General features: G+C 45.3%; 27 protein-coding genes, 1 tRNA gene and 2 pseudogenes. 20 read left to right on the plus strand and 10 right to left on the minus strand.

Going from position 1 to position 24,951, the window contains the following annotated elements; all coding sequences use genetic code 11:
- Window positions 1-23: 23 nt before the first annotated feature.
- Both RS881_RS57530 and RS881_RS57535 read left to right on the plus strand, forming a co-directional pair.
- The gene (locus RS881_RS57530) at window positions 24-890 is read left to right on the plus strand and encodes a DUF3050 domain-containing protein (RefSeq protein ID WP_315818994.1); all 867 of its coding nucleotides are present in this window, start codon (window positions 24-26) and stop codon (window positions 888-890) included.
- Window positions 891-903: 13 nt separating this feature from the next.
- Window positions 904-979, plus strand: a tRNA-Phe gene (locus tag RS881_RS57535).
- 145 nt (window positions 980-1,124) lie between these two features.
- On the opposite strand, the gene RS881_RS57540 is transcribed toward RS881_RS57535, so the two are convergent.
- Window positions 1,125-1,334, minus strand: a complete 210-nt coding sequence (locus tag RS881_RS57540; RefSeq protein ID WP_315818995.1) for an exo-beta-N-acetylmuramidase NamZ domain-containing protein — start codon at window positions 1,332-1,334, stop codon at window positions 1,125-1,127.
- Entirely contained in the window at window positions 1,268-2,179 is a 912-nt protein-coding gene (locus RS881_RS57545; protein ID WP_315818996.1) for an exo-beta-N-acetylmuramidase NamZ family protein, read from the minus strand. The genes RS881_RS57540 and RS881_RS57545 overlap by 67 nt, the downstream gene beginning before the upstream one ends.
- Window positions 2,180-2,696: 517 nt before the next feature.
- Between RS881_RS57545 and RS881_RS57550 the strand changes: the two genes are divergently transcribed.
- Complete coding sequence (locus tag RS881_RS57550; protein ID WP_315818997.1) at window positions 2,697-2,981, plus strand: YybH family protein; 285 nt, start codon at window positions 2,697-2,699, stop codon at window positions 2,979-2,981.
- A gap of 124 nt (window positions 2,982-3,105) precedes the next feature.
- On the opposite strand, the gene RS881_RS57555 is transcribed toward RS881_RS57550, so the two are convergent.
- A complete protein-coding gene (locus RS881_RS57555; protein WP_315818998.1) occupies window positions 3,106-3,807 on the minus strand; it encodes a helix-turn-helix domain-containing protein in 702 nt (233 codons plus the stop codon).
- A 617-nt stretch (window positions 3,808-4,424) separates the two neighbouring features.
- Between RS881_RS57555 and RS881_RS57560 the strand changes: the two genes are divergently transcribed.
- The 8 genes and pseudogenes from RS881_RS57560 to RS881_RS57595 all read left to right on the plus strand — a co-directional run bounded on the left by RS881_RS57560 (window position 4,425) and on the right by RS881_RS57595 (window position 10,456).
- Window positions 4,425-4,799, plus strand: coding sequence for a hypothetical protein (locus tag RS881_RS57560; protein ID WP_315818999.1), 375 nt, complete (start codon window positions 4,425-4,427; stop codon window positions 4,797-4,799).
- Between the two features lie 718 nt (window positions 4,800-5,517).
- Window positions 5,518-5,640 (plus strand): hypothetical protein, encoded by a 123-nt coding sequence (locus RS881_RS57565; RefSeq protein WP_315819000.1) that lies wholly within the window; start codon window positions 5,518-5,520, stop codon window positions 5,638-5,640.
- A 202-nt stretch (window positions 5,641-5,842) separates the two neighbouring features.
- Complete coding sequence (locus RS881_RS57570) at window positions 5,843-6,355, plus strand: DNA methyltransferase (RefSeq protein ID WP_315819001.1); 513 nt, start codon at window positions 5,843-5,845, stop codon at window positions 6,353-6,355.
- Window positions 6,356-6,572: 217 nt separating this feature from the next.
- Window positions 6,573-7,157 carry a hypothetical protein gene (locus RS881_RS57575; RefSeq protein ID WP_315819002.1) on the plus strand — a complete coding sequence of 195 codons (585 nt, stop codon included), beginning with the start codon at window positions 6,573-6,575 and terminating at the stop codon, window positions 7,155-7,157.
- Window positions 7,154-8,350, plus strand: a complete 1,197-nt coding sequence (locus RS881_RS57580) for an N-6 DNA methylase (RefSeq protein ID WP_315819003.1) — start codon at window positions 7,154-7,156, stop codon at window positions 8,348-8,350. Before RS881_RS57575 ends, RS881_RS57580 begins: the two co-directional genes overlap by 4 nt.
- A complete protein-coding gene (locus RS881_RS57585; protein WP_315819004.1) occupies window positions 8,347-9,075 on the plus strand; it encodes a hypothetical protein in 729 nt (242 codons plus the stop codon). The genes RS881_RS57580 and RS881_RS57585 overlap by 4 nt, the downstream gene beginning before the upstream one ends.
- Before the next feature lie 142 nt (window positions 9,076-9,217).
- A complete protein-coding gene (locus tag RS881_RS57590) occupies window positions 9,218-9,544 on the plus strand; it encodes an IS110 family transposase (RefSeq protein WP_315814407.1) in 327 nt (108 codons plus the stop codon).
- Window positions 9,502-10,456: pseudogene (locus RS881_RS57595) on the plus strand (IS110 family RNA-guided transposase). The gene RS881_RS57590 and the pseudogene RS881_RS57595 overlap by 43 nt, the downstream one beginning before the upstream one ends.
- 135 nt (window positions 10,457-10,591) lie before the next feature.
- Here RS881_RS57595 and RS881_RS57600 read toward each other — a convergent pair.
- A complete protein-coding gene (locus tag RS881_RS57600; protein WP_425476337.1) occupies window positions 10,592-10,972 on the minus strand; it encodes an RNA recognition motif domain-containing protein in 381 nt (126 codons plus the stop codon).
- Window positions 10,973-11,316: 344 nt separating this feature from the next.
- Between RS881_RS57600 and RS881_RS57605 the strand changes: the two genes are divergently transcribed.
- Window positions 11,317-11,727: an aminopeptidase P N-terminal domain-containing protein gene (locus RS881_RS57605; RefSeq protein ID WP_315819005.1), complete on the plus strand. Its 411-nt coding sequence runs from the start codon at window positions 11,317-11,319 to the stop codon at window positions 11,725-11,727.
- 89 nt (window positions 11,728-11,816) lie between these two features.
- Window positions 11,817-12,649 (plus strand): annotated as a pseudogene (locus tag RS881_RS57610) (M24 family metallopeptidase).
- Between the two features lie 24 nt (window positions 12,650-12,673).
- Here RS881_RS57610 and RS881_RS57615 read toward each other — a convergent pair.
- The 3 genes from RS881_RS57615 to RS881_RS57625 all read right to left on the minus strand — a co-directional run bounded on the left by RS881_RS57615 (window position 12,674) and on the right by RS881_RS57625 (window position 17,309).
- Window positions 12,674-13,738, minus strand: coding sequence for an NADH:flavin oxidoreductase/NADH oxidase (locus RS881_RS57615; protein ID WP_315819006.1), 1,065 nt, complete (start codon window positions 13,736-13,738; stop codon window positions 12,674-12,676).
- A 137-nt stretch (window positions 13,739-13,875) separates the two neighbouring features.
- Window positions 13,876-14,529, minus strand: a complete 654-nt coding sequence (locus tag RS881_RS57620; protein ID WP_315819007.1) for a hypothetical protein — start codon at window positions 14,527-14,529, stop codon at window positions 13,876-13,878.
- Between the two features lie 344 nt (window positions 14,530-14,873).
- A complete protein-coding gene (locus RS881_RS57625; RefSeq protein ID WP_315819008.1) occupies window positions 14,874-17,309 on the minus strand; it encodes an ABC transporter permease in 2,436 nt (811 codons plus the stop codon).
- Between the two features lie 307 nt (window positions 17,310-17,616).
- On the opposite strand from RS881_RS57625, the gene RS881_RS57630 reads away from it, so the two are divergent.
- The 3 genes from RS881_RS57630 (at window position 17,617) to RS881_RS57640 (ending at window position 20,488) form a co-directional block, all read left to right on the plus strand.
- Window positions 17,617-19,209 (plus strand): hypothetical protein, encoded by a 1,593-nt coding sequence (locus RS881_RS57630; protein ID WP_315819009.1) that lies wholly within the window; start codon window positions 17,617-17,619, stop codon window positions 19,207-19,209.
- A gap of 146 nt (window positions 19,210-19,355) precedes the next feature.
- On the plus strand, window positions 19,356-20,108 hold the full coding sequence (locus RS881_RS57635) for a hypothetical protein (RefSeq protein ID WP_315819010.1): 753 nt from the start codon (window positions 19,356-19,358) through the stop codon (window positions 20,106-20,108).
- Window positions 20,109-20,296: 188 nt separating this feature from the next.
- Window positions 20,297-20,488: a YtxH domain-containing protein gene (locus tag RS881_RS57640; RefSeq protein WP_315819011.1), complete on the plus strand. Its 192-nt coding sequence runs from the start codon at window positions 20,297-20,299 to the stop codon at window positions 20,486-20,488.
- 204 nt (window positions 20,489-20,692) lie between these two features.
- Here RS881_RS57640 and RS881_RS57645 read toward each other — a convergent pair whose 3' ends face one another.
- Genes RS881_RS57645 through RS881_RS57655 form a run of 3 tightly spaced genes read right to left on the minus strand, consistent with a single transcriptional unit; the run spans window position 20,693 to window position 21,728 of the window.
- Entirely contained in the window at window positions 20,693-21,301 is a 609-nt protein-coding gene (locus RS881_RS57645; protein WP_315819012.1) for a T9SS type A sorting domain-containing protein, read from the minus strand.
- A 56-nt stretch (window positions 21,302-21,357) separates the two neighbouring features.
- Window positions 21,358-21,537, minus strand: coding sequence for a hypothetical protein (locus tag RS881_RS57650; protein WP_315819013.1), 180 nt, complete (start codon window positions 21,535-21,537; stop codon window positions 21,358-21,360).
- Window positions 21,495-21,728 carry a hypothetical protein gene (locus RS881_RS57655; RefSeq protein WP_315819014.1) on the minus strand — a complete coding sequence of 78 codons (234 nt, stop codon included), beginning with the start codon at window positions 21,726-21,728 and terminating at the stop codon, window positions 21,495-21,497. The genes RS881_RS57650 and RS881_RS57655 overlap by 43 nt, the downstream gene beginning before the upstream one ends.
- Before the next feature lie 549 nt (window positions 21,729-22,277).
- Here RS881_RS57655 and RS881_RS57665 point away from each other — a divergent pair.
- From RS881_RS57665 to RS881_RS57680, 4 genes are all read left to right on the plus strand, one after another.
- Window positions 22,278-22,451 carry a hypothetical protein gene (locus RS881_RS57665; RefSeq protein ID WP_315819016.1) on the plus strand — a complete coding sequence of 58 codons (174 nt, stop codon included), beginning with the start codon at window positions 22,278-22,280 and terminating at the stop codon, window positions 22,449-22,451.
- A complete protein-coding gene (locus tag RS881_RS57670) occupies window positions 22,435-22,881 on the plus strand; it encodes a hypothetical protein (protein ID WP_315819017.1) in 447 nt (148 codons plus the stop codon). The genes RS881_RS57665 and RS881_RS57670 overlap by 17 nt, the downstream gene beginning before the upstream one ends.
- A 321-nt stretch (window positions 22,882-23,202) precedes the next feature.
- On the plus strand, window positions 23,203-24,117 hold the full coding sequence (locus RS881_RS57675; RefSeq protein WP_315819018.1) for an amidohydrolase family protein: 915 nt from the start codon (window positions 23,203-23,205) through the stop codon (window positions 24,115-24,117).
- A gap of 149 nt (window positions 24,118-24,266) precedes the next feature.
- Entirely contained in the window at window positions 24,267-24,923 is a 657-nt protein-coding gene (locus RS881_RS57680) for a DUF1579 domain-containing protein (protein ID WP_315819019.1), read from the plus strand.
- The last annotated feature ends 28 nt before the right edge of the window (window positions 24,924-24,951 follow it).

Genomic DNA, 24,951 nt, shown 5'->3' on the forward strand with positions numbered 1-24,951 from the left:
ACCTTGCCGCAACTTTTTATGCTATGAATCCACATATCGACAAACTAAAGACGGCCATCGAGCCAGTAAGACAGCAAATCGTTCACCACCCCTTATATAGTACCATCACTTCCCTGGACGATCTACGCATTTTTACCCAATTCCATGTGTTTGCTGTATGGGATTTTATGAGTTTGCTCAAGGGTTTGCAGCAACAACTTACCTGTGTACAGTATCCCTGGGTGCCGGTGGGCCATGCCAATACACGCTACCTGATCAATGAGATTGTGACGGGCGAAGAAAGCGATGTAGATGAGCAGGGCAGGCGATGCAGCCATTATGAGTTGTACTGCCGGGCTATGGAGCAATTGGGTGCTTCTACTAGTGACATGCAGGCATTAATTACCCTGGTACAACAAGGAGTGCAGGTACAGACGGCCCTGAAACAATTGAAGTTGCCGGCGGCCATACAGCAATTTGTACAATTCACCTTTGATACCCTCGATCAGCAGGATGCGGCAATCACCGCTGCCGTTTTTACTTTTGGCCGGGAGGATCTGATACCGGATATGTTTTATAGCCTGGTGAAGGACCTGGAGTTGAAGTTTCCGGGGCAGTTGTCCATTTTTAAATATTACCTGGAGCGTCATATAGAGGTGGATGGCGATCACCATAGTCTGCTGGCCATGGAAATGGTGCAGGAATTGTGTGGCGGGAGCCTCCATGCCTGGGATAAAGCGACGAAGGCGGCACGCCGGGCATTGGAATTGAGGAAGTTATTATGGGATGGGGCCTATGAAAATATCTTGGCAACAAAAGAACTAAAATCAATAATTAATTTTTTGATTTACACAGATTTGCTATTTTTGCAGCCCCTAATTAAACAAACGGATTTTGGTCCGGAAGTTTGAGAAAGGAAAAGGAGGTGCGGTAGCTCAGTCGGTAGAGCAAAGGACTGAAAATCCTTGTGTCGGCGGTTCGATCCCGCCCCACACCACCAAAAGAATCAAGCGATTATAGCGAAAGTTGTAGTCGCTTTTTTCGTGTTGGTACAACCCAGGTACAACAAATGACAGTTTGCATGGCCTTATGGCCCATCAAGGTGGCTCATTGTTATAATGATTGAATATCCGGTGTCCAACATATCAAGGGTACAACAAATACTTCTTACGCATCACCTTATACTTACTCAACCCGGGTTCCCAACTGGCCCGGATCTCTTCTTCCGATTTACCATCAATGATCTGTTGACGGAAAAGACCGGAACCAATCTGTATTTCAATAGAGTTCATTTCACGGCTAAGCTTGGTATCAAAAAACTTTTCTTTATGAGGATGAGCCTTATATAGCTCCATGATCCATTGCAGGTTGATCTTTTACTTTTACGCAGGAGGCCCACATCATACTTGCGCAGGTCAATGCCATAGCAAACCTGGTCCATGAACAGCGGAGTTGCTGACATGCCTTTAATACTGGTAGGCGTGTAAGAGAATTCATATATACCTTTTAATTCCGGGCTACCAAAAACGGTAAAAGGAAATAAAGTCCCTCTGCCATGATTGAGGTAAGTGGCTTCAAACATGCAGACAGAAGGATACAGCATAATAGATTGCTGCGTGTTCAGGTTCGGAGAGGGCTTAACAGGTAGCACATATTCCATATCGTGGTTATAATTCGCAACCGGTATTACCTTGATCTTGCATTTTACTTTATTGGTCAGCCAGCCTTCCCCATTGGCCATACGCGCAAATTCACCAACCGTCAATCCGTGAGACATAGGAATGGGAAACATGCCAATACCCGATCTATACTTCATATCCAGTATGGGGCCATCAACCAGGTATCCATTTGGATTGGGCCTGTCGAGGATCAACATTTCTTTTCCGCTTTCATAGCAGGCGTCCATCAATCGAACCAGGGCATTGATATTTGTATAGAACCGGCAACCAACATCCTGGAGGTCATAGATCAGAACATCTACATCGGCGAGGTCTTGTTTACTCGGCTTGTTCTTTGCTCCATACAAAGAAATGATCGGAATACCTGTAGCAGCATCTGTTTCATCATTTACTTCTACTCCGGCACCCGCATTGCCTCTGAATCCATGCTCAGGGCCGAACACTTTAACAATCTTTACACCGAGCGATTGGAGACTATCAACCAGGTGTGTTTTTCCAATAACAGAAGTTAAATTGGCCATGATCGCCACCCTTTGCCTTTCAGGTAGGGGAGGTATTTATTAACCTGTTCCGCGCCGGTAAGAATTGGTTTCTTATTAGCGGGCTGGCTTTGCAAAGAAGTTACGGAAAGCAAAATAAGACTAATGATGAGTAACAGGCGCATACTGAAAAGCTTTTGGGATAGATTTCTTTTAGGGAATCCTGGTTAACCAAACCAATTAAACGAGGAAGTTAGGTATTAAGTTTCGTTTTAGAGCCAGCAGAAAAACGCATACCATTGTAAAACAATTAAATAATCCCTTGTGTCGGCGGTTCGATCCCGTCCTTACACCACTTCAGAAAGTCACAGCTATGTGGCCTTTTTATGCCAATTATCCCGCCGATAGCCATCTTTTGCCCTTTGTGCGGAATTGTACAATTTTCCATTCTCCCAAGGCAGTTATTTTGTCAAAAACAAGTGTATGCAAAAATTATTCTTTCCTTGTGGCTGCTGGCTATGGGTTGCATTAGCCAGGCTCAATCTAAAAGGATCAGCAATTGGAGGAGGCCCGAAAAGCGATCATCGCCAGCAACGCCATTTATTCCGACCTGGCCAATAAAGGTGATGGATCCATCTTGACCAGATACACAGAGGACGCCTGCCTCCTACCGCCCAATGCACCTACCGTTTGCGGCAGGGACAATATCCTGAACTTCTTCAAAAACGGGCCAAAAGTGCATAGCAAGTTTATCATCCAGCATATTTACGGAGATGGGAACGACTTTGTGACAGAAGAAAGCAATTATGAATTGTATGATCTTAACCATAAAAAAATTGGATGAGGGTAAGGTAATGGTGATCTGGAAAAAGACCAAAGATGGTTGGAAAATGCACCGCGATATGTTTAGCAGCAGTCGTACACCTAAACAGTAAATGTTCTTGATAGGCATCTTCCCGGAATGCTTATCATTCCTCAAAACCTATATTTACTACCTGCTGAAACTCCTCTCCATTGGTCAATAACGAAGCTCTTGCCTCAAAAGGTGTGATGCCGGTGAACTTTGTAAATTCCTTTATAAAATGAGATTGGTCATAGTATCCACAGTCATAGGCAATGGATGTTAACTTACGTCCGGATGAAAGGACCAGGTCGAGGCTTTTATTAAATCTATATACGGAGAAAAAGGCGCGGGGTGTTATGCCCACCAGGTCTACAAAGAATTTTTCCATATATCTTTCTGAAAGCCCGTAACCGGATGACAAGGCCTTACTGTCGTATTTATCCCCCATCAGGCAAATGTGTTTGCAGATCTGCCCGATAAGGGTAGCCTTCCTATATTGTTTTTCATTCTTCAGGAGCTTTCCCATCAGGAAGCAATCCAGCATAGCAATCTTTTGTTCAAGCGAAACGGCCTCCAGCATACTATAGTAAACATCACTGATCTCCCTCGAAAATATTCCGTAGGCATCGGTAGCATAATTGGTAAGCTCCGACATGGAATCAGTAAAGAACAGTGAACTGGCAAATGGATAGATCCTGGCAATCAATACCGACGTGCCTTTTGTAACCGAAAGCCTGGACGGCAAGGTAAGATGCCCGAGCACTTCCACCCCGGCAGTCTTCTTCTCCGGCCATCGATGAGCGTAGTGGCGCTCCCTCCGAAACATTCATTACCAGGTCAACATAACCACTGGGGTAAAACACTTCATCTATCAAGTCCCCGTTGATAGTGATCAAAGTATAATTCTTGACATAAGGCTTTAATATTTCAGAGGGAGCAAATTGCATCCTGGCTACATTTCTTCGAATTTACAAAATACGGCAGTGACTCGGCTACCGCTCCTCCATTGATCAGGAATCCTGTTTTCTTCGGGTCTCGTTATTATCTAATTCGTACCTCGTTCGGGATTCGTTCGGGGCCCTCTTAGGCAAGTGCGCTTTAACTCCGAATTTGGTCTTGACTTGGTACCTCTTTGGTACCTTAGTAATACCTCACAGATAGGTCCTTGTGGCAGTAGGGAAATTGTTAAAATGTGAATGTTTTTGACTTTATTTAATAGTATCTGCGCAAACTTCACGGTTTGCAATTCCACCCTGTTGCGCATCCGGGCCATCGTATTACCTTTAAGGAAATTCCTTGTGCCAGCAATTTGATCCTCCCCCTACACCATGAACGAAAACTCATAGTTGCTTTTATTGGGTACATTGTAAGTGCATTAATACTATTTATTATGTCCGAAAGGAGGCCGCTATTTCAAAGCGAAAAATTCCGGTCGTACCTGCTGTGTTAGCTGCCATTGAAAAATATTTGCATACCCACAATTTGGGCAATAGAGGTGTTGAAGACGGAGATAAACGAAAACAGCTTGTCGGAGTACTGGGAGAAGTTTTAGTTATCGAGCAGCTGACTGGCATACCCGTGAATTTGGAGGAACGCCCATCAGGTTTTGATGGAGGTTACGATTTTGAACTTAATGGCTATCGCATCGATGTTAAAACCATGGAACGAAAGAGTTTTGTGCGGGCAGAGTTCGTGAATAATTTTTATATCATGCAGGAAGCCTATGATGCGGACATCATCGTTTTTTGCAGCTATCACAAACCGGCCAGTATCCTGGAGATCTGTGGCTGGATCTTCAAAAAGATCTTCCAAGGTTAGGCATCTTCTATAAAAGAGGAACGAAACGCGTCAGGACAGACGGCAGCTCTTTCGAGTTTCGACAGGATAATTATGAAGTGCAAAATAAGGATCTCGAGCCTATCCACACGCTGCTAAAGCTGTGAGATAAATTAGATTTTAAGATATCGATCCCTGAAACTGTCCATAGTATATCTTTCGCCGTTGGTCACTACACACCAATATATCCATCCATTCAAGCTTATTTTCTCTATGTGCCGGGCTGCACCACTTAAATAATCAAACACTTTTTCTTTTCCGCTATGAAAATGGTGATGGAACCATCGCTATTTAATATTCCATGGACATTTGATTTGCACAAACCAGCTCTCATTTTTAATGTCACATTGGTTTTTTGAAGAGAAGGATCTGCCATACTGTATTTAGTATAGTGTCAATGTGTAAATCCTAATTCAAATCTAAAAAAATTTGTCTGCATACACGACAGGATAATCTGGGTTCCAAGCCTCGTGCTTATATTTGAAATCAATTGATTCCTTTAAACAGAGGTATCAAGGCTAAAAATTTTAGGAATCAGTTCCACTAATATATCTTCGTACTATTAATTCCGCTTTGTGTTTTGGAAGCCTTATTGTTTTTCGCCGTTTGGGGCAAGAAATACAAAGAATAATAAATTCATATTACTCTTTACATGAAGTACCAGGGAGGCAAAATATATCAAGGCGACTGCCTTAAAGTAATGAAGAAGATTGATCCTCAATCTGTTGACATGATCTTGTGTGACCTCCCTTATGGAACCACACAGAACAAGTGGGATAGTGTTATTCCCTCGATCAATTATGGAAAGAATATAAGCGTGTGATCAAACCCAAGGGCGTTATCGCCCTTTCCTCGCAAGGCGTTTTTACCGCACGGCTTATTTTGAGTAACGAAGAATGGTTTCGTTACAAATTCGTCTGGATTAAAAGCAAGCCTACCAATTTCCTGAATGCGAAAAAACAACCGTTAAGGCAACACGAGGACATTTGTATTTTTATGGCAGCCAGCCCAATTATACACCCGTTATGTCGCCCGGAGAGCCGTATAATAAAGGCGTGCGCAAAGCTCAATATACCGGCAGCTACGGTGATTTTAAGCCGGTTCAGGTAAAAAGCGATGGCGAAAGATATCCAACCGATACGCTGTACTGTAAAACTGCAGAAAGTGAAACCGGTGGCCGTGTATGGCATCCTACACAAAAACCCGTTGCGTTGGGTCGCTATCTAATCCGGATGTTTACCAATGAAGGCGATGCTGTTTTGGACAACGCATTCGGAAGCGGAAGTTTCCTGGTGTCGGCAGCTTTGGAACAACGACGTTTTATCGGCATTGAAAAAAATGAAGAAGTTCATCTCTTTAAAGAGGCACAAATTGATTATATCGAAGTAGCCAAACAAAGGCTGTCAGAAGTAGAACAAGCATTCAAATCTAAACAAGAAGTACCCCCTATTTTCCGAACTACAGCCTTCCGCCAAAGTGGGACAATCAAACCGGCGGGGCATGGTGGATGTGAATGCGTTAATTTCCGCGGATTCTAATTCAGCAATATGAGTAAATCTTCCCCGCCTACAATGAACGATCGTGGGCAATCGATTTGATCGGATATATTAAAAGCATTGTTGCTCAAAATAATAGATCTATCAAAGACGCGGGGGAGAGCAAACGGTGATGTCAGAAGGTAAGCGTCTTTTTCCCGATGTCCTTCTGTTTGGCGATCGTTCAACGGCCCGTATCTTACAAGGCTAGGAGCTCAAAATGCCAGATGCGGGCATGGCAGATGTTGAGTTCAGGACCAACGCGGAGGCCAAAGCTCGTGCGCTTGGTCTCGACAGCTTTCTTCTGTGGAATGTATCTCATGCCCATTTGTATACCCGCGATTCATCCGATGTGTTTAACTGCGATAAACAATGGGATGATCTTAAAGACATTACAACTCGCACCGGCGTTACAACCAACAGACAAAGATGGCAGCAGCTGGCAACGGAAATAATCGGTTATCTCAATGACCTGTTCGATAGAGGTTCGTTAAAGGGAAGGCCATTCATAGAAGCCTACCGTTCCGGTGGTATTACAGCGCTCGTCATGGAAAATGCCGGCGAAGTAACAGAAGCACTTACCGCTGCTGTCCGGCGTGATGCCATGTTAAGAAATGAGATGACCTTATGGTGGAATCGCTACGGAGCAGAATACGCTTCGGGTTCAATAGAGCAGGTTCTCGCCCAGGTTATCCTTTCAAACTGGATTGGAAAAATTCTTTTCGCCCATATTCTACGCGAAAAAGACAATAGAGCACAGCGAATCGCTTCTATTGAGCTGATACTACGCCAGAACAAGCCTTGAGCCTTTTCGGGCAATTGTCGGAGGAATGTAACTTCTGGACTATTTTTTCAGATAGTTTAGGGTTGAAGGTCCTTCCGCAAAGAGCCTGGGAACATCTCAAACAATTTAACCAACTACTTTCCGACCTCAGACTTGGCTCTGTTGATCAGGCCCAGCTTTCGGGAATATTGGAAGCTACTGTTGAAATAGCCATACGAAAGCTTCGGGGTCAATATCCAACACCCATTGAGTTGGCAAGGCTATTGGTTCACTTATGTGTTCGCAACCTGGACACAGACAGGCTGCTGGATCCTTGTTGCGGGAGTGGCACGATTGCCCGCGCCGCCCTGGAACAGAAACTTGCTGCCGGTATTGATGGAGCACAGGCTGCAAATACAATATATGCTTCGGATCAGGATCCACAGGCCGTTCAAATTGCCACCTTTGCATTGGCCAATCCAAGCCTGATGCACGTACCATTGCGCATATTTAAGCACGATGCATTCGCTCTTACACCAGATTTGGCAGTAGAATACCGGAATCCATCCAATGGCGCTTTATTTTCCGAACGGCTCGGAAGCTTTCAGGCTATTACCAGCAATTTACCTTTTGTTGCCCAAGCCGGGCGTCAGCAATATGCCAATGCTTTACAAGCCGTTTACTCTACCATGTTCGCAGGAAAGGATTTTACAGGCCGTGCTGATATTGCCGCCTACCTCCCTTTCGCATTAAGCCCGCTTTTGGCTACAGGTGGACGCCTTGGTATTATCATTACCAACGCATGGCTGGGCACAGATTGGGGTGACGATTTTTATATTCAGTTGGCTCATTATTACGACTTGAAATGCGTCATCACATCTGGCGCTAAAAGGTGGTTTAGAAATAGTGAGGTGGTGACCAATATCCTGATCATGGCTAAAAAGGCAAGCCCCGAGCAGGCTAGTGGCGACATCAAATTTATTGTACTGACTCGTCCGCTGGAGGAAATGCCCAATAATGAAGCAGCTAATCTGGTGGCTGCGCAAATTGATTTAGGCCAGACAGTAAATGACACATTGACGATCAGGGCTGTTAGCCAGGTCGATATGACTTCATTTCGCCGGTTGGGGTTAGGCGGTAATGCGCAATTTGTAAACTGTGATTGGATACTCCGGCTTCCATTGGTCCCACTCAGCCGTCTTTTGAAGTCAGACGTGGAGAACGCAGGGGAATGAATGATTTGTTTTATCCAAAGGCAGGGCATGGAATTGAAGCGGAATATATTAGGCCCCTGGCCAAAAGCCCCACCGAATTCACTCGCCTTAGTATGACGCCGTCAAGGGATGCTTTTTCCTGTTCGCGGTCAGAAGAAGAATTGGAAACCCTCGGACATACCGGGGCGCTTAACTGGATAAGGCAATTTAAAACGCAAGACACCATTAATAAGTTATCCAGAAACAACCTCCGCTGGTACGAAATGAATACGGATAGCCTCGCCGACCTCGTTATGTTTATCAATTATGGCGATCGTCTTTTTGTAGGTCGCGTAAATCCTCCCTCCTTCGCAGATCAACGATTGGTGCTGCTCAGGCCACATGAGGTTATTGACATAGAGCTTCATCATGCGTTATTAAATAGTGCCATAACCATGTTCATCCTTGAAGGCTTAGGATTTGGCAGGGGTCTTGGTGCACTTGACCTTAATAAAGACCGTATCGAAGAATACATGCATATACTGGATGCAAGCCGACTTAACGAAGATGGTATTAATAATATAAAAGCAGCCTTCGCCCTAATGACGCAGCGCGATATTTTGCCGGTGCCCAATGAATTAAAAAAGGCTGACAGGATTGCCTTTGACGATGCGGTTATTGAGGCCTTTGGTCTGCCTATTTCCAGGGTAGCTATTTACGACTCGCTCCTTTCCCTGGTTAAAATTAGAGGTAATGCCCTGGCATGAGCAGGTTAGATACTTGTAGTGCCAAAAGGTTTAGGCACAACCAAGCACAAAAACATTGATTCCTTTTGAGCACCCGCGCCCATGAAAAGTGTGAGCCGTTGAAAAATGGTAACTTTCCTATATACAAAACAAGGAGGTTACTATGGTAAAGTCAACAATTGAGTTTGACCAGGTAGTAGCTGCAGGCTGCGGTCTGGACGTTCATAAGAACAGTGTGGTAGCCAGTATTGGAGGTCAAGGGATAGTGGAAGAAACCCGAAGTTTTGAGACTTTTACTGCTTCTTTAGAGCAGTTGCGCCATTGGTTAAAGCAAACTGGTATTACCCACGTAGCCATGGAGAGCACCAGTGTTTACTGGAAGCCTGTCTATAATATCCTGGAAGAAGACTTCGAGATCCTGCTGGTTAACGCCCGGCATGTAAAAATGTGCCTGGCCGCAAAACGGACAAGGCCGATAGCCGTTGGCTGACCAAATTATTGCTCAGTGGATTATTGAGCGGCAGCTTCATTCCACCTTCAGACATAAGAGAAATGCGAGACTTGTTCCGCTATAAAAAGAAACTCACCGGTCAGATTGCTGCCGAGAAGAACCGCCTTCAAAAGATACTGGAAGACGCTAACATCAAGCTCGGCAGTGTCATCAGTGATGTGTTTGGCAAAAGTGGGTCAGCTGTGATCGATGCCATCATTGGCGGCCAAACAGATCCTGCTGTTTTGACCTCCCTGGCCCTTGGTCGGGTAAAAGCATCCAAAGACACCTTGCATAAATCCCTGCAGGGGCGTATCACTGCTCATCATCGCTTCATGCTCAAGACAATCAAAAAGTCTATAGCCCAAATACAGGCAGTTATCGCAGACGTTGACCAGGCGATCGACGAACATCTGCAAAGTCACCAACTGTCTGTTGATCTGCTGCAAACCATACCAGGAGTTGGGAAAGATAGTGCCGCTACTATCATTAGTGAAATTGGTGACAATATGGAGGCTTTCCCATCTTCACATCACCTTGCATCGTGGGCTGGTATTAGTCCTGGCAATAATGAAAGTGCTGGTAAAAAAAAGCGGCCGAATAACAAAAGGCAACCCCCAACTCAAAACCGTTCTAGTAGAATGTGCCTGGGCTGCTACACATTGCAAGGGCGAGGGAAAGGACTACCTACGTAACAAATATTATAGCCTCGCGGTACGAATAGGCGCTAAAAAGGCGCTCATCGCTATAGGGCATAAGATCCTGTGTGCAGTCTGGCATATGATTAAAGACAAGCAACCTTTTACACAACCCGATCCAATTGTATTACAACAAAAAATAAAAACCAAACAGCTTAATGCATATCTGCAGAAGATCAAACAACTCGGATATGAAGCTGTATTGCAACCTTAAAGGCCGAGGCTTTACTGGTATATAAACCGGCACAAAAACTGGCTTCACCTATCAAGCATCCGCAGCTGTGCCTCAGAGCACGTAGAAAAAAATTTGATCCCTTGATAGGTTGATAAGGAACTTCTTGAAGGCTTTTCAGAAAAAAGCCCCGGAGACCCGGGGCTTACTATTTAAAACGTAGGGATACTCAATTCTACCAACGGTTATTCCTGTTGTAATTACCGCCGCCGCCGCCACCTTTGTAGCCGCCGCCACCGCCACCAGAGCGGTTGTTTTCTTTAGGCCTGGCTTCGGTAACCCGGATAGCACGACCTTCAACTGTAGCTTGGTCCAGTTCTGCAATAGCTTTTGGGCTGCTGCATCATCAGGCATTTCTACAAAACCAAAACCGCGTGAGCGGCCTGTTTCTCTGTCATTGATTACTTTGGCAGAGGAAACTTCTCCATAGGGTGCAAAGAATTCTTTTAAGTCTTCATCCTGAACGTTGAAGCTTAAATTTGATACATAAATGTTCATACTAACTAAAAATTAAAATTTAACAATTATCTGAGAAGGCAAGAAGTAAAGACTAACTAAAATGCGGTTTGCTATACAGCGGCATAATGTAACGATACTGACTGCGAGGCTCAAAATTGACAGGGCGAAGGTACGAATATTTATAACACCAGCCTATTTTACCCAGGAATAAGCACTTTTGTTACTATTATTTTATCATTACTCAAACACGACAGGCGCTCCCGCAGCCCAAAAAAAGGGAAAGTCGGTATATAAATCCAGATTTCTCAATAAATTGCCTCATGCATTTTAATTTATTTGATACCGCAGTTTACAGCAAAAGACGGCAGACCCTCCTGCAAAATATGGGTTCCGGCCTAATTGTCTTGATGGGCAATGAAGAAAGTAGCATGAATTATAAGGACAATTGGTACCAATTCAGGCAGGACAGCACCTTTCTCTATTATTTTGGCCTGGATGTGCCCGGACTGGCAGCTATAATTGATACCGAAAGTGGTGAGATCGGGATCTTTGGCAACGAATTAAGCATAGATGACATTGTTTGGACCGGCCCGCTCCCCTCGGTAAAAGAGATGGCAGTTGCTGTAGGTGTCTCACAAACAGCTCCTTATAACGATATTGTCACCCGTATACAAAAGGCGCTTTCCACCAAACGTACTGTTCATTTATTACCCCCTACCGTCCTGAAAACAAGATCAAATTGGCCCAATGGCTGCAGGTTCCTGTACAGGACGTTGACAATCAAGTTTCTCTGAAATTGGTCAAAGCCGTGATCAGCCAACGGGTGATCAAGGAAGCAGTGGAAGTAGCTGAAATAGAAAAAGCGGTTACCATCAGTGGCGATATGCATCTGGCGGGCATCCAATATGCCCGGCCGGGCATGAAGGAATATGAAGTGGCCGCCAAAGTACAGGAAGCGGCCTATGCGGCAGGCGGACGCCTCTCCTACACCATTATATGTACCGTAAACGGCGAAACCCTTCATAATCACTATTATGGTAATACCATCCAGGAAGGGCAGATCTTACTCCTCGATGCCGGTGCCGAAAATGACCTGCATTATGCAGGCGACCTGACCCGCACTTTTCCGGTAGGCAAAAAATTCACCCCCAACAGAAAGAGGTCTATAATATTGTTCTGAACTCGATGGATTATGCCATCAGCCTCCTGAAACCAGGGATCCGTTTTCGGGATGTGCATGCCGGCGCTTGTGAAAAACTGGTAGAGGGGCTCACCGCCATGGGTATCATGAAAGGCAATGCAGCAGAAGCCGTAGCTGCAGGTGCCCATACCCTGTTCTTTCAATGTGGATTGGGTCATATGATGGGCATGGATGTACATGATATGGAAGACCTGGGAGAGCAATATGTGGGCTACTCAGATGACCTGCAAAAAAGTAAGGAGTTTGGCTGGAAATCATTGAGGCTGGGCCGTGCCGTAGAACCAGGATATGTTGTTACGATTGAACCGGGCATTTACGTGATCCCTACCCTGATCGATCAGTGGGCGGCAGCAAAGAAACACACCAATTTTATCAACTACAAAGCCCTGGAATCCTTCCGCAATTTCAGCGGCATCCGGATAGAAGATAATTTCCTGGTTACAGCAGACGGTAACCGTAAGTTGGGCAAATACTTGCCTAAGACTGCTGAAGAGATTGAAGCATTACGAGGTTAATGTCTTATATACTCCTTCAAATAATTATTCCTTTGCCCGCAGGTATTGGGAAGGCCAGTCTACCTGGCCACCCAGTTCCCAGGCGGCATGAATAGGAAAATAAGGGTCGCGCAGCGACTGCCGGGCAATGATGATCATATCTGCCTGGCCATTGGCCAGCACTTCTTCGGCCTGGTGGGCTGTTGTGATCATACCAACTGCACCCGTTAATATAGAAGCTTCCTTTTTGATGAGTTCGGCAAAACGAACCTGGTAGCCAGGACCCACGGGAATGGTAACACCAGGCGCCAGTCCGCCGCTGGAACAATCAATAAGGTCAACGCCTTTCCTTTTAAGTATCGCTGCCAGCCTCGCAGCGTCCCACTCATTCCATCCGCCTTCCGCCCAATCGGTAGCAGAAATACGAACCAATAAAGGTAAGCTGGCAGGCCACTCCCTTTGTACCCCTTCTATTATTTGCAATAAGAAACGAATGCGATTATCAAAGCTACCGCCATATTCATCTGTTCGATGATTACTGAGTGGCGACAAAAATTCATGAATAAGATACCCATGGGCGGCATGCAGTTCCAACACCTGGTAGCCAGCCTGCAATGCCCGGGCAGCAGCTACCGTAAAATCATGGATCACTTTTTCAATTCCTGTCCCATCCAGTGCAACGGGAGCTTCATCTGCAGGCCTGAAGGGAATGGCAGAAGGTGCTACCGTTTGCCAGCCTCCACCTCTGAGGGAAATTTGTTTGCCGCCTTTCCACGGACTTTGTGAGCTGGCCTTACGTCCGGCATGAGCCAGCTGAATACCTGGCAGGGCCCCTTGCTGGAGAAGGAAGTTGGTGATTGCCTTCAACTTGTCCAGGTGTTCCGTTTTCCAGATGCCCAGGTCATCAGGACTAATCCGCCCTTCAGGCGATACCGCCGTGGCTTCCTGGATGATGAGTGCAGCACCGCCTACGGCCCGGCTGCCCAGGTGAACAAGGTGCCAATCGGTAGCAAACCCATCCACAGAAGAATATTGACACATGGGTGAGATCACAATACGATTACGGAAAACCGTTTCCTTTATAGTAAGGGGAGTGAATAGCATTGGCATCCTTATATAATTTATTATTACGATACCAAAGATATTGCACAATCGCGTTTGTCGCAGTAGCGGGCTGATTATATAAAAAACCCCTTCCGCACTGGGCAGAAGAGGTTATCGCTGGAGTTAAGGATTAGGGTTTATGATTATTGGTATTCGTAAGTAAGTTTTATTTCACCATCATTGGACGTAAGTGGATAACCACTTGCGTCATAGGTATAGGCTGTGGTGGTGGTATGGTCCATGTCTGTGCCTGGGAAATCGTAGAGCGCTGTGATCAACTCATTCTTTGAAATAAAGATCAGTGAATAACCCGCCTCATCCAGTACATATTTGGAAAGTTGGGGAAAGGGTGACTTTTTGGTGCCAAACACGAAAGTAGCTTTGTAAGGAAATGAACTTCCCTGTGCAGATTCTACCTTAGACAGGTTGCCATTGGCATAAGTAAAATCCATGATCAGTTCTTCATCAAATAATTTCATGTGGCGTTTGAGCCTGGTTACCTGACCATTTGAAACGGTAAAAGTAAGTTCGCTCTCATCGGTCAGTTCCTCGGGTTCACTACCATGGAGCTCCCAGGTTTTCAGCAGGCCCGATACCGGTACGCCATTGGTATAAGTATACGTGTACACATTCCTGAAGCCATCTTCTTTTGCTTCAATTTTTGTGAGGTTGCCATTTCCATCATAGGTAAAAGTGGTAGATTCCTTACCATCGGCACTGGCAAAACTGGTAAGCCTTTTTGCATTATCATAGGTAAAGTTGTAAACAGTAGTAACACCGCCTTCTACTTCTGTCATTTTCTTAAGGAGCTTCGTTGACGGATTACCACCCCGCCATTGTTATCACCGCCGTTATCTTTATCCTTTTTGCAGGATGTGAACACCAATGCAGACAATATGCCTGCCAGTAAGAATACTTTTTCATTACTCTTTTTTTTGTTTTAAATGGTTATACTTCGCCGGACCCTTGCCCTTGAAGCAAATGGAGTGCAATATTAACCGGTGATGAAACAATCTCAGTAGTAGAAAGGAATGAGTTGTAGTAAATAAGCGATCAATTGTTGAAATTGATAACAATGTTAAATACTCCCTCCAGGAAACCAGCTATAACGAGCATGAAAAAAAGGCCCTTAGGGGCCTTTCTATTCATTGTATTGTTTGTAGTGATGCCTATTCTGAGCGCAAGCTTTTACCGGATTGGCAATGGCTGCTCTGATGGCCTGGAAACTTACGGTGAACAAAGCAATTACTAATGCCAGTAAGCCGGCCAAAGCAAAGATCCACCAGGCAAGGTCAATGCGGTAAACGAATGATTGCAGCCATTTATCCATTGCCCACCAGCCAATGGGAGTGGCAATAACAAAAGAGATGGCCACTAACTTAACGAAATCGTTGGATAGCAATTGAACAAGTCCTGGCACACTGGCGCCCAATACTTTTCGTACTGCAATTTCTTTCATGCGCTGTTCGGCACTGAAAGCAGCCAACCCAAATAAGCCCAGACAGGAGATCAGGATAGCAATGCCTGTAAAGGAATTGATGATATTGGATAAAGTAATTTCTGTTTGATATTGTTTTTGTACCTGGTTGTCCAAAAAAGTATAATCAAAAGGAACTGCGGGAAAATCCTTCTTCCAGATGGTCTCTATTTTTGATAATAAAGTCTTGTAATCCTTACTCGTAGCATTCACCATAATATTGCCGGCATTGCGGCTGCCAGGATTATAGATCAGCATAAATGGACTGACAGCCTCATGCAGAGATTGGTAGTTGAAATCTTTCATTACACCGGCAATTTCATAGCCCCTATTCGCATCCTCTGTATACAATTTTGTACCAGGAGCTTTTTCAATCGTAAGCCCTAATCGCTTGGCCAATGTTTGATTGATAATCACCTTTCCGGAGTCATACAATCGGAAATCTCTGCCACTGAGCAAATGAATGCCCATGGCTTTTACAAAAGACTCGTCGGTGCTCACATTCTCCTGGTTTACCGAAGTAGTAAGATTTCCACCTGCCAGAAATACGCCCCAATTGAAGTAGGTAGCCTGACCGGGAATACCCGTTGTTTTAGTCACCGCTTTAATGTCCGACAACTGCTGCAAATCGTCCATAAAGGATTGCATCTTGCCCTTGGTCTCTTCAGTATGAAACGTGAAAACCAACTTCTGACTGGCATTGAATCCCAGGTCCCTGTTTTTGATATAGTTCAGCTGGTTAAAAATTACCAGGATGCCTATTATCAGAATGATCGACAAAGAAAACTGAAACACCACCAGGGTGCGCCGTATACCGGCCGCAGAGATCTGGCTCTTAAAATTGCCTTTGATAACCTTAATGGCATCAAAAGCAGATAGGTAAAAGGCAGGATAACTGCCCGCCAATAATCCCGTTACCAATATGATTGCGACCAATGCCAGCCATACTTTATAATGACGCAAAAAGTCAATGGTAATATCAGCTTCTGTAAGCTGGTTAAGCCAGGGCAGGGCCAGGATCAATAAAGGCAACGCAATCAGTACACCGATCAGGGAAAGAGAAAACGATTCACTGAGGAACTGCATGATCAGGCTTTTCCTGCCGGCGCCTATTACCTTTCTCACGCCTACCTCTTTGGCTCTTTTGGAGGCACGGGCTGTTGAAAGGTTCATGAAGTTGATACAGGCAATAACCTGGATAAGGATGGCTATCAATAATAAGATAGAAAGGAAGGAACTGCTAACTACTTTTCCTGCTTCCACTTCATAGCCGCTGGTCGTATGAACAGTTGCAATAGGTTGCAGGAATTGACGTTTTTCCATGCCTCTCGCTTTCAGATCGGCCTGTGCATATTTATTCAGGAAGGCAGGAAATTTGGCTTCGAGTGCGGCTGCACTGGCTCCTGGCTTTAATTTGAGGTAGGAGTAAGTAAAGTTATTTCCCGTCCAAACATTATTGTTACGAAAGCCTTCTCCATAACCATTGAGCGAGAGGAAGAAAGCTGCGTGAATATGTGATTTGCCCAGGCTTTCATCTATAACACCGGTTACTTTCAAAGACTCTTTTCCCCAGGCATTATCCAGTTCTATTATTTTGCCCATGGGATCTTCCGTACCAAATAATTTATCGGCCAGTGGTTTTCCCAATACAATAGAGAAAGGATGTTCCATTGCCTTGGCAGGTGAGCCGCTGATAAAATGATAAGAAAAGACATCAAAAAAGGTTGAATCTACCAGAAAGGTTTCCTTTTCATAAAAGGACTTGTCTTTGTACCGGAGCAAATGCTGACTTACACCAAGCGTGGGTATTACCCGTGTAAATTGCGCTACTTCCGGAAAATCGTTCTTGAGGGCAGGAGCAATGGGTGGCGAAGCCGTGGCCATGTTATGTTTATCGCCGGTCAGCAACAGGGAGGTCGTCAGCCGATAAATATCCTTTCCATCCCGGTGGTGTTTATCATAACTATACTGGTCTGCCACATACAACACAATATACAAGCAGCACAGGGTGCCAATGGCAAGCCCGATAATGTTGATAAAACTGAATGTTTTGTTTTTCAGCAGCAACCGGACGGTTGTTTTAAGATAGTTTCTAAGCATGATGCAGGCAGGTTTGAATGAATGTGTTGTAATGGCAGGTAAACCCTCAGAAAAATGCCAGAGTTGGAAACCGTTGATTGTGAAGAGGGTATCTGTAATAATGCTACGAATTTGTTCGTTTTGATACAGTTTGTGTGCGCTTACAGGCATTTATATTCCCTTCCCTTAACACCTCTTTTTTTGCTAATGTTTTGCAAACGTTACCTACTTTGATAAACTCCTAACAGCTTTCATCGTCTAACCAATGTAACTTGATAATAATAACAAAACCCACGCGGGGAATTTATTCAACGCAAATTGCCTCTTTATGAAATCATTCTTTACCTTTTTATGCGTGCTGGGCGGTACTTTACTGTCTGGCTTTTCTGTCTCTGCACAGGACGCATGGCCCAAAACCGTCACCACCCCACAAGGTGCGGTCATCAAACTGTACCAGTGGCAGCCGGAATCCTATTCCGGTAATACCTTGCAGGCCAAAGCTGCTATTTCAGTATTGGAAAGCGGCAAAACAGATCCCGTTTTCGGGATGGCCTGGATAAAAGCAAGTACCAGCAACAATGGCAACCGGGTGCAGGTGGAAAAAGCCCAGGTGGAGAATATTAAACTGCCCGGCGATGTAGATGATAATAAGCTGGATGATTATGCAGAAGCGCTGGAACAACAGATCGGACAAGGAAATATCAGTTTTGCACAAACCGACCTGCAATCCTCCCTCGACCTGAACAACCAACAAACACAGCTTTCGCAGCAGATAAGTAATACGCCTCCCAAAGTTTTGTACAGCAATACCCCTTCCATATTGGTATTGATCGATGGTACTCCCAAATTACAACGCAACAGCGATTGGGGCGTAGATGCCGTTGTGAACACCCCCTTTACCATTATTAAAAATAATGATGGCAGATTTTATCTCTATGGAGGCAAACATTGGTATACAGCTACAGCTGCCACTGGTCCTTATGCATTAACGACCCAGGTGTCACAAAACCTGAACAGCATTGCCCAACAGGTAAATGATGCCAATAAGGACAATGGAACAGAAAAGGAAACGGACGAGAACACCATGTATAAGATAGTAGTAAGTACAGAGCCGGCTGAGCTGATCCAAAGCAATGGTGAAGCCAATTTTGCCCCCGTGTCAGGCACTGAATTACTCTATGTGTCCAATTCGGAAGATGATATTTTCATGGATGTATCCTCTCAACAATATTATGTACTCATCTCTGGCCGCTGGTATAAATCAAAAACATTGAGTGGTCAATGGCAATATGTGGCCTCAGATAAATTACCACAGGACTTCGCCCGTATACCAGAAGGCTCGGCAAAAGATAATGTATTGGCCAGCATAGCCGGTACCCAGGCTTCGCAGGAAGCATTACAGGAAGCGGAGATCCCGCAAACGGCTAAGGTTGACCGGCAACAGGCAAAAGCAGATGTAGTATACGATGGCGATCCCCAGTTTGAAGATATTGATGGTACGGATATGGATTATGCGGTGAATACGTCTGCTTCCGTGATCCGTTGGAGAAACCGCTACTACTCCGTCGACAATGGTGTTTGGTTTGAATCCTACAGCGCCATGGGACCTTGGTCGGTTGCTGTAGTAAGACCTTCGGTGATTGCCCTGATCCCTCCACGCTATCCTGTATACCACATGAAATATGTGTACATCTATGATGTAACACCCGATTATGTATGGATGGGTTACACCCCTGGCTACCTCAACACCTATATTTACGGGCCTACCATCGTTTATGGCACGGGTTACTATTACCGGCCCTGGTATGGCCATTACTATTACCCGCGTCCTTATACCTGGGGTTCAACATCCGCTACAATCCCTGGATTGGCTGGGGTTTTGGTTTCAACTACAATAATGGATGGTTCCATGCCAGCATAGGTGTTGGCCGCCCCTGGGGTTATGGCTATGGTGGCTGGTGGGGCCCCCGTGTTTATCGCCCTTCTTATTGCTATGCCCCTTACCGCAGTCATGGCGGCTATTACAGCGGCGGTTTCTATGGCAATGGGTACCGCAGCAGGCCCAACGTGAACATTGTACAGATCAATCGCACAAATAATATTTATAATTACCGTGGCGGCCGTGGCGTGGTAACCCGCGATAATCAACGTTATAATCCCAATAACCGGGGCCGTGAATTCAACCGGCAAGGTTATGCCAACAGGAATTACAACAACGCTAATAATGGGCGCAGTGGCAGGTATGACAATGTCACTCGTCCCGGCGACAATGGCCGGTTCAACAACAGACCCGGAGTAAGTGATGGCAACCGCGACAATGGGCGGCTTGGTAATAACAACGGCCAGCGTAATCGTGATAATGATAATGGCATTCAACGACCAAACCGGGGATGGAGGCCCAACGATAATGACAGAGGTGGTAATAATGGCAGCCGGCCTGGCGTAATTACAGAACCCCGCAATCGGGAAAGAACCATACGTGACAATAATGGCACACGCGACGACGGCCGGTGGAACCGGAATAAGAATCCGGCACCCGTTAATCGTGAGCCCAGGGTATACCAACCCCAGCCCAGGAATAATGACGGCAACCGTGAATGGAACAGACCAGGCGGTGGCGGAGAAAGGAATCCCGGCGTAGTAAGGCCACAACAGCCCCAGTACCAACCCCGTCAACGGGAAGCAGCTCCTCAGCAAAGAACTTACGAGCACAGGGATAATGGGGGCAGTAATCGTGGGGGTGGAAATAGTGGTGGTGGCCGCCCATCCAGAGGTGGTGAAGGCGGTGGCGGAGTTGAAAGGCCGGGCAGAAGAGGCTAATGTAAATTTTCTTCCTCACTATATAAGCAATCCCCGCCTGACAGGTGGGGATTATTGGTTTTATAAAAGCCTGTTACATCCCACGTTAACATTAATTTTTCATAGGAAGGCGCTTTGCCATTTTGGTTTGGCACAGTGTTGGTATTTACTGTATCGAAGACGAATTAATCACGCTTAAACTTTTTATCATGAAAGCAAAACATATTCTGGTAGGGATGATTGCTGCTGCTGCAGTAGGCGCATTGGTGGGCACATTGTTTGCTCCGGATAAAGGAACAGAGACAAGGAAAAAAATTAAGGATACAGCTGATGACCTGGTAGATAAAGTAAAGAAAGGCTTTCTCAAGAATAGCGCTACCGGTGAAATGGAAGTGAGTTAAGCCAAGCGGGTACAATTACTCAACATATATCAGTTCTTATTTATCGTACAGAAACTGTCTTACAAGTCAATAGGAAAGTGCCGGAATAGCATTTCGGACGCAAGCAGGAAATGGTTTTAGCGAAAATCACCATTCCAATCTGAAGAGACTTTTAAGACAGTTTCTTATTTTATGTCCTGCCACCATTGTAGCAAGAAATCCCCATCAATAATACCCCCTCACCAATAATTTCTTCGAGGACACTATTCGGCCCGCTGGCGAAATAAAGCTAACAACATAAGTGCCTGGTATGGGGAGGTACATTTCAATGATATTCCTTTCCTTAACCAACTCTTCTTTCAATTTTCTGCCCACTACGTCCCAGGTAACAATCGTTTTGATAGAAGCGGCTATGCCAATGCCCACAAAGAATTTACCCGTACTGGGATTGGGCCATAACAATAGTTGATTATCCGGCGTTCTGCCTACCGGCACTATATTAGAAAAGGTTTGCCGTCCACTGAAATCTACCAGCATTAACCGGTAATAGGTAATGCCTGTATAACTATTGGGATCGTTTAGTGAATAATTCAGGAAGTCGAGGCTGTTCCCATTGGGGGCCAGCGAAACCAGGGTATCGATATTGATAAAATTGGTTTGATTGCTAAACCTTCTTTGAACAACGAAATAGTTGTTGTTGATCTCGGGTTTGGTAGTCCAGAAAACATGCACATTACTTTGATCGATCCGGTTACCGCTAAGCCACACCTGGGTTCTATTGATACCGCGATCGCCCTTACCTACAAACTTGGTATAATAGGTTGCACTGGGCATATTGTTGACCAAGGTTCTTTGATTAAGGCCACTATTCAAAAGCACACTACCCGTAGTTAAACTGCCTGGTAAGGGTGTAATAAGGGAGCAGCCGTATCCCAAACACCATTCATAAACTGGGAGATATAACTCAATTGCCTGCCTGCATTAAAAATAAGCCCTTCCTGATCTGTTAAATGCTGCAATAATATTTCTACCTCCCCATATTGGGTTGCAGGCGTTTTCCTTTTTCCCATGTTTTGTTAACAGATTCCGCCACCAGGTTGGTACCATTGATCGCCATACTTTTTACACTATCAAATACCGTCACATAAAAATCATCCCCGGTAATTGATCTATTCCTGATGGCTGCCGGGGTATATTGATGGGCATGGCTGCCCAGAGGGAAAACCACGAGGTCATCAGCAGCACGGATATTTTCCCGCACCAGCAAACCTGTTTGTCAGAGTTCAAATATATGATCATCCCATCAGGTGGAGTAAGTGGATTGATGGCAACCGTATCTGCCAGGTGTGGCAACAGCAAACCCTGCCTGGTAGTTTCCAGCTCCAGGATCGATGATTTTTGAATAGTGGTGGGGTTGTCGCCAACTTTTAACTGCGCATGTGCAGCAATTCCTGTTCGGATATGACCAGTAATAACAAGGATTTCTTGTGAATAAGCGTAAGCAATGGTTTCATAAGAAACAGTTTTACAGGTATTGAATGTTGTTATAGTTGTTGAGGTTGACCGGACAGCAAACGTAAAACAAAAACATATCGGCTTTACTAATATTTAATGGTTTTCATGGATTAAGTTTAACAAGTTTTATCTACTAAAGCTGATTAGTACCCGAAAAAGGCCGAAACAGGGACAATAATGCCCGTATACAGCCAATTGGTAACTTTAACCCTACCGCCCTGCCTGACCCGATCCGGGCATATTAAGTACCGAATTCAGTAAATAGCCTGTAATTTTGCCCCCTTATTTAAAGCTGATGATTACGATCTATTATTGTTACGATGCCTATTGTGGATGGTGTTATGGGTTTAGTCCTGTAATCAAGCGAATTGCAGAGGAGTATAAGGATAGAGTCTCTTTTGAAGTGCTGTCGGGCGGTATGATCATCTCTGATGCCCCGGCCGGTGAGCGCTATGGCAGGCTATATTAAACAAGCCTATAAAGTAGTGGAAGAGCGGACGGGTATACAATTCGGTTCCGATTTTCTTTGGCATATCAATAACCCCGATGATAGTGACTGGTTTCCCAATTCCGAAAAACCGGCCATTGCCTTATGTGTGTTCAAAGACTATTATCCCGACAGGCAGGTGGATTTTGCTGCCGATCTTCAATATGCACTGAATTATGAAGGAAGGGATCTATGCGATGATGAAGCCTACCGGCACCTGCTGGAAAAATACCAACTACCGGCTGAGGAGTTTTATGCATCCCTGCATAGTGAGGCGTATAAGGAGAAGGCCTATTATGAATTTGCGCTGTGCAAACAGCTACAGGTAACTGGGTTTCCGGCCGTGTTGTTGCAGGCATCCGAATCAAAGTTCTATTTGCTGGCCAGGGGTTTACAGAATACAGGGACCTAAAAACCCGGATCGACAACGTATTGCAGGAATTAGCGCCTACCGCCTGAATAAATACCAAGGGTAGTTTCTAAAGGATTGTTAAGTTTGACCATTGGTTCTTCTAAGGGTAATGGATCACCTAGCTTACCCTACTCAAAACCCCGACATGCAAAAACTATCCTTTGTAATTTCTTTATTGATTAGCACAGCCACGGCCTGTGCCCAATCGGGCCCGGGAATGGACTTTGAACAATACAACCCCGTTTCAACCCTGGTAGTGCCCGAACATCCATTATCGAGGGCAAAATTCCCTTTATTGATGTACACAACCATCAAAATAGCATGCGGGCAAATGACCTCAACGTCTTGTTACGGGATATGGATAAACTGAATTTGCAGGTAATGGTCAACCTGAGTGGCGGCAATGGCGGCAGCCTGCAAAGCATGACCAGCTCCGTCCGCTCCACCGCCCCCAAGCGATTCATTGTATTTGCCAATATTAGTTTCAGTGGCATTGGGGAGCCAGGGTGGACCGAACGCACAGTGCAGCAATTAGAAGAAGACGTAAAGAATGGCGCCAATGGCTTGAAAATATTCAAAAACCTGGGCTTTTCAGTAAAAGACAATACGGGGAAACGGGTGACGGTGGATGATCCGCGCCTGGATGCCATTTGGGCAAAATGCGGCACCCTGAAAATACCTGTACTCATCCATACTGCTGATCCCAAACCATTTTGGGATGAGCAGGACGACAAGAATGAACGCTGGCTGGAACTGGCCACCCACCCGGGCCGGAAAAGAAGTGATACCAATCCCGCCTCCTGGGAAACCCTGATCGAAGAACAGCACCGGATGTTTAATAAGCATCCCAAAACCACCTTTATTGCGGCGCACTTTGGCTGGTATCCCAATGACCTCAACAAGCTGGGAAAACTGTTGAACGAAATGCCCAATGTAGTGGTGGAATTTGGAGCCGTCATTGCCGAACTGGGGCGCCAGCCCAAGGCAGCCCGTAAATTCTTTGAACAATACCAGGACAGGATCTTATTTGGTAAAGACAGTTGGGTGCCTGAAGAATATGCCACCTACTTCCGGGTTTTGGAAACTGAAGATGAATACTTCCCCTATCATAAAAAGTACCATGCTTTCTGGCGCATGTATGGCATGGGATTACCTGATCCTATCCTGAAGAAAGTATACTACAAAAATGCGTTGCGGATCATTCCCAATATTGACAAGTCAGGCTTTCCCGATTAATGGTTAACCATTGGCAGACGGTGAATAGCTTATGGAAAGGTTTCAGTTCCAACAGTTCATCCTGAAAATTTCCGGTATCGTCGTTTTTGAGGGCATCCGTTTTGAGGCGGGCAGGCAATTTGTTTACCTTTCTCAAAACACATTTAATTATGAAAAGGCTAACCGTCATTTTCTGCTCAACGATTGTACTGGCTACCATTGGTTGTAATGATGCTGGTACCGGCACCGGTACCAAAAGCGATACAACTACTGCAGCCAAGGATACCACCACTACCGCCGAAACTCCTGCCCCGCCACCTGATTCTGCGGCTATGATGAAAGCCTGGACTGAATATATGACACCAGGCGAACCACACAAGGTAATGGCTTCGCAGAATGGTAAGTGGGAAGGAAAAATTACCATGTGGATGGCGCCAGGAGCACCGCCTTCTGAAAGCAAAGGCACCTGTGTAAATCAAATGATCATGGGAGGCCGTTACCAGGAAGGAAAATTTGCCGGCGATTTTAATGGAATGCCTTTCGAAGGAAGGAGCATTATGGGTTATGACAATACCAGGAAGGTTTTCATCAGCACCTGGATCGATAATATGGGTACAGGGGTAATGACAACTGAAGGTCCTTGGGACCCCGCCACCAAAACAATTTCACTGACTGGTAAAATGATCGACCCAATGACCGGGAAAGAGTGCCAGGTGCGTGAGGTCATGACTTTGATTGATGACAAGAGCTCAAAAATGGAAATGTACAATACACCGGCAGGCCAGAAGGAATTTAAGAGCATGGAGATCCTCTATACCAAAAAATAATGATTAACAAATAAGCTGCCCGCCCAGG

It is taken from the genome of Paraflavitalea speifideaquila (assembly GCF_032395985.1).
In the GTDB taxonomy this organism is placed as follows: Bacteria; Bacteroidota; Bacteroidia; order Chitinophagales; family Chitinophagaceae; genus Paraflavitalea; species Paraflavitalea speifideaquila.